Genomic DNA, 8337 nt, shown 5'->3' on the forward strand with positions numbered 1-8337 from the left:
CTGACATCGTCCACCAGCGTATTGCCATGGGCACTGACACAGGTGATGTGCTCGGCTTCCAGCACCGCCGCCCCGAACTGACGATTAGGCGGCAGAAAGTTACTCACCGGTTCGCTGCCGAGCATTTCACGCACGATCCACGGCACATCGATGTCGCTGACCTTCGCTTCCGCCTGAAAGCGACCGTCGCGCAGGATGGTGATCACATCGCCAATCGCCATCAGCTCTTCCAGCCGATGTGAGATATAAATGATGGAAACCCCCTGCCGCGTCAGTTCGCGGATCACGCGGAACAGGATCTCCACTTCGGTTTTGCTCAACGCCGAGGTCGGCTCATCCAGAATTAAGATGTCGGCGTTTTCTGCCAGCGCTTTGGCAATTTCCACCAACTGCTGCTGACCTACTTTCAGGTTGCCGACCATCTCGTCCGGTGAAATTGGCTGGTCGAGACGTTGCAATAACGCAGCCGTGCGTCGCTTCTGTTCTGCTTCGTTAATCGGGCTGATTCCGCGCTGGATTTCCCGCCCCAGAAAGATGTTCTCCGCCACGCTGAGGTTTTCGAACAGGTTGAGTTCCTGATGCACCATGCCGATACCGTGGCGGGCGGCGTCTCGCGTACTGCTCAACACCACTTTTTCGCCGTTAAGGAACATTTCGCCGCTGGTGGGCTGCTGCACCCCGGCGAGGATCTTCATCAGCGTGGATTTACCTGCCCCATTTTCACCGATGATAACGTTCACTTTGCCGCGCCACACGCGATAATCGACACGATCCAGCGCCAGGGTGCCCGGAAACAACATCGACATCTGTTTGGCCTGCAGGATGATTTCATCGCTCATCATGGATTCCCTTGCTGCAACTGAATCGCCACCACGTCATTCACCTGATTCGGCTCCATACTGACGGCTAACAGCGCCTGCACCGGTTTGCCGACCCAACTGGCATCCACCGGCGGTAGCTGCTGGACGGCATGACGATTCAACGCTTTAGTCAGCTGTGCGTATTGCACCTGATTGGTGAACTCTTCAAAGCGATAGCCCGCCGCATCACGAATTGCATTACTGCGCAGTACCGGCCCAATCAACACCTTGACCGGTTTGCCATTGATGGTGACAGTCAGGCTGCGTTCGCGTTCGTTGCTGTTATCAAAGGCGGTGACGGTTCCTCCGGCACGCACAAACACGCTTTCGCTGCCCCCGGCCTTGACGGTATGACTTTTGGTTTCCATATCCGCCCAGCTCAGCGCCTGCTTCTCAGCCGGTTGCTGCACCCGGCTGGCCCAGCTCGATTCGGCGATCTGCTGTGGCGTCTGGTTGCTGTAGCCGGGTTTGGCATTCGGATCTTTCGGCATGATGGGATTGCCGTTTGCATCGAGATCCACCACGGTGCAGGCGGTCAATATCAGCGATAAGAGCCCAACCATCAGCCCGGTTGCTGCTTTTCCCTTCATGCCGACCTCCGTCTTATTTCGCCAGGTTGAAGTTTTTCAGCTTCGCGGCGTTACTGCCGTCGATCAGCACGCAATCCATCAGCTGCTTCTCTTCTTTTTGCGCTTTGCCGTTTTTCAGGTAGTAATCCACCTGCTCAACCGCCATTTGTGCCTGATCCCAGCCCGGCTGCAGCACCGTGGCTTTGATGTTGCCTTTATTGATGATGGAATCGCGCGTGTAATCGCTGCCGTCAAAGCCCACGACAATTACGTTGGTTTTACCGGCGGCTTTCAGCGCGGCTTCTGCCCCCAGCGCCATGGTGTCATTCCCGGAAATCACCCCGACAATGTTGGGATTTTTCTGCAGAATGGTTTCCATGCGGCTAAAGGCTTCGGTTTGGCTCCAGTTGGCACTCTGCTGCGCCACCATCTTCATATCGGGATAGTCATCCAGCACGTCGTGATAGCCCTGTGAGCGCACGCCCGCGTTGGTATCCGACTCTTTGCCCAGCAGCTCAACGTAGTCGCCTTTGCCGTTCAGCAACTTAGCGAACTTCTCTGCGCCCAACTGCGCGCCCTGATAGTTGTTAGAGACAATCTGCGCCACGGCGACGCCGGTTTTGTTGATCTCGCGGTCAATCAGGAAGGTGGGGATTCCGGCATCTTTGGCTTTTTGCACCGGGCCAACGGTGGCGTCAGCACCGGCGTTATCCAGAATGATCGCTTTGGCTTTACGCGCGATGGCGGTTTCGATCAGCTGGTTCTGTTTGTTCACGTCATCATCGTGCGAGGCCACCAGCGTGGTGTAACCGAGCGCTTTGGCTTTCTCTTGCGCGCCATCGGCTTCAGCTTTAAAGAACGGGTTATCGTGAGAAGGCGTGATGATAGCAATCAAGCCTTTTTCTGCCGCCAGCGTTGCCGCTGAAGCTAACATCAGTGAAGCCAGTAGGGTCATTTTGAGGACAGAAGCTTTCATTGATTTTTCTCCGCTTGAATATATATTCAATTGCGATTTTATATGCATAATGACTATGCGCTGGCTTCCTGAACTCGTCCATCGCGCGATCCTGAAAAAGCGAAAACGATCACAAAATGTTCTGCGTTGTTATTTATGACAGCCTGATTAACAATACCAGGCAGGTTAAGAGAGAGAAAAAACCATGGCAAAACAGGACGAACAGCGGCTGATGGTAAAAATCGCCACGCTTTATTATGTGGAAGGCATGAAGCAGTCCGATATTGCGCAACTGCTGAAGCTGTCGCAATCCTTTGTGTCACGCATCCTCAATCGCAGCGTGAAAGAAGGCGTGGTGAAAATCAGCGTGGTGCCACCCGCCAATGTCTATCCCGAACTGGAGAAGGCGATTGAGCAGCAGTATCAGCTGCCACAGGTGATTGTGGTCGATGTGCCGGATCAGGCTTCCGCGCTGCAAATTAAACAGGCGATTGGCTCAGCAGCGGCGCACTATCTGGAAACCCGCCTGCGCGCCGATGAACTGATCGGCATTTCATCATGGAGTGGCACCATTCGCGCGATGGTGGACGCGTTGCATCCGCTGAGTGCGCCCTGCAAAGGCGTGATCCAGCTACTTGGTGGGGTGGGTGCGAACGGCAACGTGCAGGCCACCATCCTGACGCAGAATCTTGCGGCGCTGCTGGATTGTCCGGCCTGGTTGCTGCCGTCGCAGTCGATTGAGCATTCAGTGCAGGATCGTCAACGCTTATCAGTAAACCCAGACGTGGCCGTGGTGCTGGAAAAGTTTGATCAAGTGGATTTGGCGATTGTCGGCATTGGCGATCTTGAGCCCTCCGCGCTGCTACGCAATTCCGGCAACTACTATGACGGCGAGATGCTGCGCACGCTGGCCGAGCGCGGTGCGGTGGGCGATATCTGTTTGCATTATTTTGATGCTGACGGAAAACCGGTGTTGAACGCCGAGGAAGATCCGGTGATTGGCATGGAGCTGGCGCAGGTTAAACAGTGTGCGCAAGTGGTGGCACTGGCGGGCGGCAAAGAGAAAGCCCAGGCGATTCGCGGAGCGTTGCGCGGTGGATATGTGAAAGTGCTGATTGTGGATTATCCCACCGCACGATTGCTGATGGAATGACCGATTTAACAGGTTGCTTTAAGGCGCGGCCCTGACGAGCCGCGCTTCGCAAAGCCGACTTATCCGATGGTTCGGTAGGCCGTTGTGACCTTCCACAGATAACGTGGTGCCTGTGCCGCCGGATGTTTATCCTGCACATGCTGATAGAATTCGTCCGGCGTCATCGAGTTGATCATCGCAATCGCCCGATCGCGATTCCGTGAGAAGGTGCGCAGCAACGCACCAGCACCGTTGGCGTAAGAAACGATGGTGGCATAACGCAGCGTGAGTGGATTGCGAATACCGGCCAACTCAGAATCCTGCAGCAGCTTGAGATATGCCGCACCGATATCGATATTTCTCGCTGGATCGCGCAATTCCGAAGACGTCGGCTGACCGTGACGTCCCTGAGTGCGATACACCGCACGCCCCGCCGTTGAGGCTTTAATCTGCATCAACCCTACCGCGTTTGAACGGCTGGTAACGGTGGGATTGCCCCCGGATTCGACACTAATAATGGCGCTGATTAACTTCTCATCAACGCCATAATGACTGGCGGCATCTTCGGTAAACATTGACCATGCATCATTCACTTTCGACGGTGGTGCCTGGGTTAATGGCGTATTTTTCTCTGGCACGACCGTTTTTTCTGGCTCACTGGCACAGCCCGCGAGCAACAGCGCAGATAGCATAAGTAGTCGAATTTTCACTGATTTTTGGTTCCGCAATAGAGTTGGCGCGAGCTATCATACCTGGCGCAGCGCAATGCAAAATTACCGTTTATCCTAAATACGTAAAAAACCTTGTGCTGCCGTGACATCGGTAACGGATTTCGCCATCATCGGCAGGCCACTTTAAATCAGGATGAACGCTATGCTTTCCCCCCGATCTATTCGTCTGATCGCCCCCTCCGGCTATTGCCATAATCAGGATGCGGCCCAACGTGCAGTGAGTCGTTTACAGGCTCAGGGACATCAGTTGGACAACTTATCAGCGATTACACGCCGCTTCCAGCGTTTTGCGGGCGAAGACGGGGAACGGTTGAATGATGTGAACCAGCTGGCAACACTGAGCACGCTGCCCGATATTGTGCTGGCGGTGCGCGGTGGGTACGGTGCCTCGCGTTTGCTGGATCAGATTGATTATGTCGGTCTGCAGCGCCGGCTGCTCAATCAACCTATCGCGCTTTGTGGACACAGTGATTTTACCGCGATTCAACTGGCGTTACTGGCGCAAACCGGGCTGGTGACCTTCAGCGGCCCGATGCTGGCCGGCAACTTCGGCGCAGAGGCATTATCCGAATTTACCCTGTCACACTTTTGGCAGGCGCTCTCTTCTCCTACAGTCAATATAGGCTGGCAGACCCACAGCCCGGATGCGGGACGCTGGCAAGGGACCTTGTGGGGTGGCAATCTGGCGATGATCTGCTCACTGATCGGCACACCCTGGATGCCACAAATTGAAAACGGCATTTTGGTGATCGAGGATGTGAATGAGCATCCTTTCCGCATAGAGCGTATGCTGATTCAACTGCAACAGAGCGGCATTCTGGCGCGCCAGCGGGCGATCATCACCGGCAGTTTCACCAGCACGTCACTGTCGGCTTATGACAATGGTTTCGATTTTGCCAGCGTATGGCAACGCATCCGCGATGAATATCAGCTACCGGTGATCAGCGAACTGGCGTTTGGCCACGATGCCGACACCGTCACGCTGCCGCTGGGTGCCAGCGCCACCTTACAGCTTGAACAGGGCGAAGCACAGCTTGCCTTCACCGGCCACCCGACATTGCGCTAACGTTTTGCCGCAGGAGACCGACATTGAAGCCACTGTACGAAGATTTGTGGATCTCCACCCCGGAATTTCCCGCCGAAGAGACGGCGCAAGATTTAATGATGCATGGCTTTATGCTGCGCCATCCGCGCGGCAATCTGGTCATCGGCCGTGTCGAGCATCCGCTCGATCATGAGTTTCTCAATGATGCGGGCGGGGTGATTCGCCACTACCTCACCCACTGGCATGAAGCCGCGCCCGGCGCCGTGGCGATCCAGCAGCGTTTTAACAGTGCGCTCTACTGTCACAGCCGTTCACTGGGGCCGGTCAGTCTGATTGTCGAACCTGATGAGACCTTCATTCAGCAGGAAAGCCACTTTGGTGATTTCCATCTGCTGCCCACACCCGGCCACACACCCGGCAGCTGCAGTTACCTTTATCACTCCCCGCTGGGCCAGACCTATCTGTTTGTTGGCGATACCTTAACCTGTGACTACAACCGCTGGATCAGCGTGTTGGTACCGGAGAGTAATCCGCTGGAGTTACAGCAATCACTGGAGCTGTACCGCGAGCTGCGCCCGGATGTCGTGCTGATGAGTACCACGCGTGGTCACTTATCATGGGCCAAAGTTGATTTGCAGAGTTGGCTGGCGGCGATTGATGAGGCAGAGCAATCGCCGCTGGATTTACGCCAGCAGCCACTGATCTAGCTACAGCGATTTACTGAGGTAATGACGCTGATGCAGACGCGGATAATTATCGAGGCTAAAGCGTAAGGTGTAGCCCATCTTTTCATAGAACGGGCGCGCCTGGAAACTGGCCGTATCAACCTGCGCATAAAGGCAACCACGGGCGCGGGCTTCTGTTTCGGCGGCCTGAATCAACTGTGTACCAGCGCCCTGCCCACGTAACGCATCGCCGACCCATAGCAGGTCGATGCGCAGCCAGTTACCAAAGGTGGAACCGGTCAACCCGGCCAGCTTGCGGCCAGAAGCATCCTTAATGAAGACGCCAATCGCCTGCATCTCACTGGGATCGATAAAGCGGCTGTTATATTCGGTGAGGCCGAGACGAACATCATCCAGATCCTCTGCGGTAACGGTGTCGGTTACGCTTAATTGCATCGTCTTCTCCTTTGACAGGCAACTATGAATTGGGGCGCTGGCTATCGTCGTAACGTTCCAGCGAAAGAATTTCCGCATCGCGTTTTTCGGTGCGATTGCAGGGGATGAGTTTATCGCTATCGGCATAGACAAAGAACGTATCGTCATTGTTTTTGTTCACAATCAGCTGATCGCCATTACGAAAACGCGTGATCGCCACTTTATCCCCGCCTTGCAAACGCGTGCGCTGTTGCCCTGCTGCAATTTGAAAATGACGTGTTGGCCACATCAGCGTACTTAAACCGTATTCCGCACGCGATACCGTCATGGTCGGGCGCCCCGGACAGGTAATTTGAAATTCGGTTTCGCTCCAGGCCGGCGCGATATGGCACGCCATTAAGCCAACGGCAATAGCTATCGCCTTCATTGGATCTCCGCTGAGGTTAGATGATGATTTCGTTGGGTTTTATGCAGAGAAGCGTAACACAGAAAAAAGTGAGAAGACGAATAATGGCCCGTTGAGTACGGGCCTGCAAGGATAGAAGGGTAAAGAAAACGTTAGTTAACCGAGTTCATATCTTTGATTTGATTACGGTTTATCTGCTGTTCTTTACCATCAATATCTTTGTAAGTAATCATGCCGGTATCTTCATCCACTTTCGGTTTACCCTGCACCACAATGGTCTGCCCATCGGTGGTGTGCATGACGTGATCGGATGCGCAGCCCGCCAGCAGTAGGCCGAGGCTAAAAGTACCAATTAAAAGCAATGTCTTTTTCATCTCATCCTCCTTTTGGATTCATTGTCAGGTGTAGCACAGCGCGCAGTAATGTGAACCAGGAGAAAGATTAATCTGTGCAGAACAATTGCTGCGCATCAGCCGATATCGACTGAGCAGCAGCTATATTGCATGGATTTCCATCGCAAACGGATGGGGAAGGAATGACCGAAAGGGATTACTCTGCTGCAACCTGTGCGGCGACTAACATTAACGCCAGACCCGCATCTTCCGGATCGAAGCCTTGCATCACTTCTTGTATGGCCGCTACACAGTTCATTACCTGCTTTTTTTTGTCGGCTTCTAATTTATCAATCGCGTGCTGAAGAATCATTAAACTGGCTTCTTCTTCTTTCATAGATTTGCCCTTGTTTTGCTTACCTGATGCGCAACGATGGCAAGAATAACGTTTATCTGCTACCAAAGTCACCCCTTTACATTCTTACCGCTTAACGATTAAGCAAATGACAAATGGGAAGCGGTGCCAGACCTGCTATGATCAGCATATCAGTGGGCATTGACGGGCCACTGCAAACAAGGAATCGAACCAGGACAGGATCATGTTGCGAATCACGGTAGTACTCACCCTTTTATTATTGGCTGGTTGCAGCTCCACGCCCAAAGGTGTCGACTGCCCGGGCGAAGTCGCGACCATTTATGGACAATCAATGGGGCAGACGCAGGCGCGCATCTTCGATTTGGTGAATGCCTTTACGGTCACGCGTGATGGCGTGGCGGTGAAAAGTGGCACATTGCACTCCAGCGATCGTTTCCAGTATGTCCCTTCTGCCGTGACGCCTGAGGGCTTCACCGCTCAGCGGCTGTCAGATAAACAATTCCGTCTGATCAACCCTTATCAGAACACCATGATTACCTGGACGTGCCCTTAAACGTGCTTAGCCGGGAAAGATGGTTTATTGTCAGGCTTCCTCACGCTGCGGACCTGTACTATGGAAAAGAGTCTGGACAATAACGGCTACATCGATTTCCCCTTCCCCGCTTCCACCAACGCGGATGGTTCGGTGAATCCTTGTGGATTTGACCTCACGCTGGAGACCGATCGCATCGACGAAATCTCAGCGGGTAAACATTCCGAAAATTTACGGCGTTTACTGGAAGAGGTGAATTTGCAGGAGGGGGTATTTATGACCTTAGCCTGTGACTGGCA

12 protein-coding genes and 1 pseudogene are annotated in these 8337 nt (G+C 53.8%); 5 read left to right on the forward strand and 8 right to left on the reverse strand.

Annotated elements, in window-relative coordinates; translation table 11 throughout:
* From H7A81_RS23565 to H7A81_RS23575, 3 genes are all read right to left on the reverse strand, one after another.
* Positions 1–839: ATP-binding cassette domain-containing protein (locus tag H7A81_RS23565; protein ID WP_182058884.1), on the reverse strand; the 839-nt coding region annotated here is incomplete at its 3' end.
* Positions 839–1450: a DUF2291 family protein gene (locus H7A81_RS23570; RefSeq protein ID WP_160832510.1), complete on the reverse strand. Its 612-nt coding sequence runs from the start codon at positions 1448–1450 to the stop codon at positions 839–841. The genes H7A81_RS23570 and H7A81_RS23565, both read right to left, overlap by 1 nt.
* Before the next feature lie 13 nt (positions 1451–1463).
* Positions 1464–2405: a D-ribose ABC transporter substrate-binding protein gene (locus H7A81_RS23575; RefSeq protein ID WP_182058885.1), complete on the reverse strand. Its 942-nt coding sequence runs from the start codon at positions 2403–2405 to the stop codon at positions 1464–1466.
* 184 nt (positions 2406–2589) lie between these two features.
* On the opposite strand from H7A81_RS23575, the gene H7A81_RS23580 reads away from it, so the two are divergent.
* A complete protein-coding gene (locus H7A81_RS23580; protein WP_034821975.1) occupies positions 2590–3537 on the forward strand; it encodes a sugar-binding transcriptional regulator in 948 nt (315 codons plus the stop codon).
* Between the two features lie 59 nt (positions 3538–3596).
* Here the strand turns inward: H7A81_RS23580 and emtA are convergent, their stop codons facing one another.
* Positions 3597–4226, reverse strand: coding sequence for a membrane-bound lytic murein transglycosylase EmtA (gene emtA, locus H7A81_RS23585; RefSeq protein ID WP_075564066.1), 630 nt, complete (start codon positions 4224–4226; stop codon positions 3597–3599).
* Between the two features lie 163 nt (positions 4227–4389).
* Between emtA and ldcA the strand changes: the two genes are divergently transcribed.
* Both ldcA and H7A81_RS23595 read left to right on the forward strand, forming a co-directional pair.
* Positions 4390–5313, forward strand: coding sequence for a muramoyltetrapeptide carboxypeptidase (ldcA, locus tag H7A81_RS23590; protein WP_045833039.1), 924 nt, complete (start codon positions 4390–4392; stop codon positions 5311–5313).
* 23 nt (positions 5314–5336) lie between these two features.
* The gene (locus H7A81_RS23595; protein ID WP_160868213.1) at positions 5337–5999 is read left to right on the forward strand and encodes an MBL fold metallo-hydrolase; all 663 of its coding nucleotides are present in this window, start codon (positions 5337–5339) and stop codon (positions 5997–5999) included.
* On the opposite strand, the gene H7A81_RS23600 is transcribed toward H7A81_RS23595, so the two are convergent.
* The 4 genes from H7A81_RS23600 to H7A81_RS23615 all read right to left on the reverse strand — a co-directional run bounded on the left by H7A81_RS23600 (position 6000) and on the right by H7A81_RS23615 (position 7527).
* Entirely contained in the window at positions 6000–6413 is a 414-nt protein-coding gene (locus tag H7A81_RS23600; protein WP_038647520.1) for an N-acetyltransferase, read from the reverse strand.
* 22 nt (positions 6414–6435) lie between these two features.
* A complete protein-coding gene (locus tag H7A81_RS23605; RefSeq protein WP_034821987.1) occupies positions 6436–6819 on the reverse strand; it encodes a hypothetical protein in 384 nt (127 codons plus the stop codon).
* Between the two features lie 131 nt (positions 6820–6950).
* Positions 6951–7172: a YgdI/YgdR family lipoprotein gene (locus tag H7A81_RS23610; RefSeq protein ID WP_058962298.1), complete on the reverse strand. Its 222-nt coding sequence runs from the start codon at positions 7170–7172 to the stop codon at positions 6951–6953.
* A gap of 175 nt (positions 7173–7347) precedes the next feature.
* Positions 7348–7527, reverse strand: a complete 180-nt coding sequence (locus tag H7A81_RS23615) for a hypothetical protein (RefSeq protein ID WP_034821992.1) — start codon at positions 7525–7527, stop codon at positions 7348–7350.
* A gap of 202 nt (positions 7528–7729) precedes the next feature.
* Between H7A81_RS23615 and H7A81_RS23620 the strand changes: the two genes are divergently transcribed.
* Positions 7730–8059, forward strand: a complete 330-nt coding sequence (locus H7A81_RS23620; protein WP_034821995.1) for a hypothetical protein — start codon at positions 7730–7732, stop codon at positions 8057–8059.
* A 60-nt stretch (positions 8060–8119) separates the two neighbouring features.
* Positions 8120–8337: pseudogene (locus H7A81_RS23625) on the forward strand (hypothetical protein); the annotation flags it as partial.

Origin of the sequence: Pantoea sp. ME81 (genome assembly GCF_903970985.1) — a bacterium.
Taxonomy (GTDB): Bacteria; Pseudomonadota; Gammaproteobacteria; order Enterobacterales; family Enterobacteriaceae; genus Pantoea; species Pantoea communis.

Bases quoted from the DNA above. Each gene is read 5' to 3' on its own strand.
- H7A81_RS23570 (WP_160832510.1), bottom strand. From the start codon at position 1,450: ATGAAGGGAAAAGCAGCAACCGGGCTGATGGTTGGGCTCTTATCGCTG.
- H7A81_RS23575 (WP_182058885.1), bottom strand. From the start codon at position 2,405: ATGAAAGCTTCTGTCCTCAAAATGACCCTACTGGCTTCACTGATGTTA.
- H7A81_RS23580 (WP_034821975.1), top strand. From the start codon at position 2,590: ATGGCAAAACAGGACGAACAGCGGCTGATGGTAAAAATCGCCACGCTT.
- ldcA (WP_045833039.1), top strand. From the start codon at position 4,390: ATGCTTTCCCCCCGATCTATTCGTCTGATCGCCCCCTCCGGCTATTGC.
- H7A81_RS23600 (WP_038647520.1), bottom strand. From the start codon at position 6,413: ATGCAATTAAGCGTAACCGACACCGTTACCGCAGAGGATCTGGATGAT.
- H7A81_RS23605 (WP_034821987.1), bottom strand. From the start codon at position 6,819: ATGAAGGCGATAGCTATTGCCGTTGGCTTAATGGCGTGCCATATCGCG.
- H7A81_RS23610 (WP_058962298.1), bottom strand. From the start codon at position 7,172: ATGAAAAAGACATTGCTTTTAATTGGTACTTTTAGCCTCGGCCTACTG.
- H7A81_RS23615 (WP_034821992.1), bottom strand. From the start codon at position 7,527: ATGAAAGAAGAAGAAGCCAGTTTAATGATTCTTCAGCACGCGATTGAT.
- H7A81_RS23620 (WP_034821995.1), top strand. From the start codon at position 7,730: ATGTTGCGAATCACGGTAGTACTCACCCTTTTATTATTGGCTGGTTGC.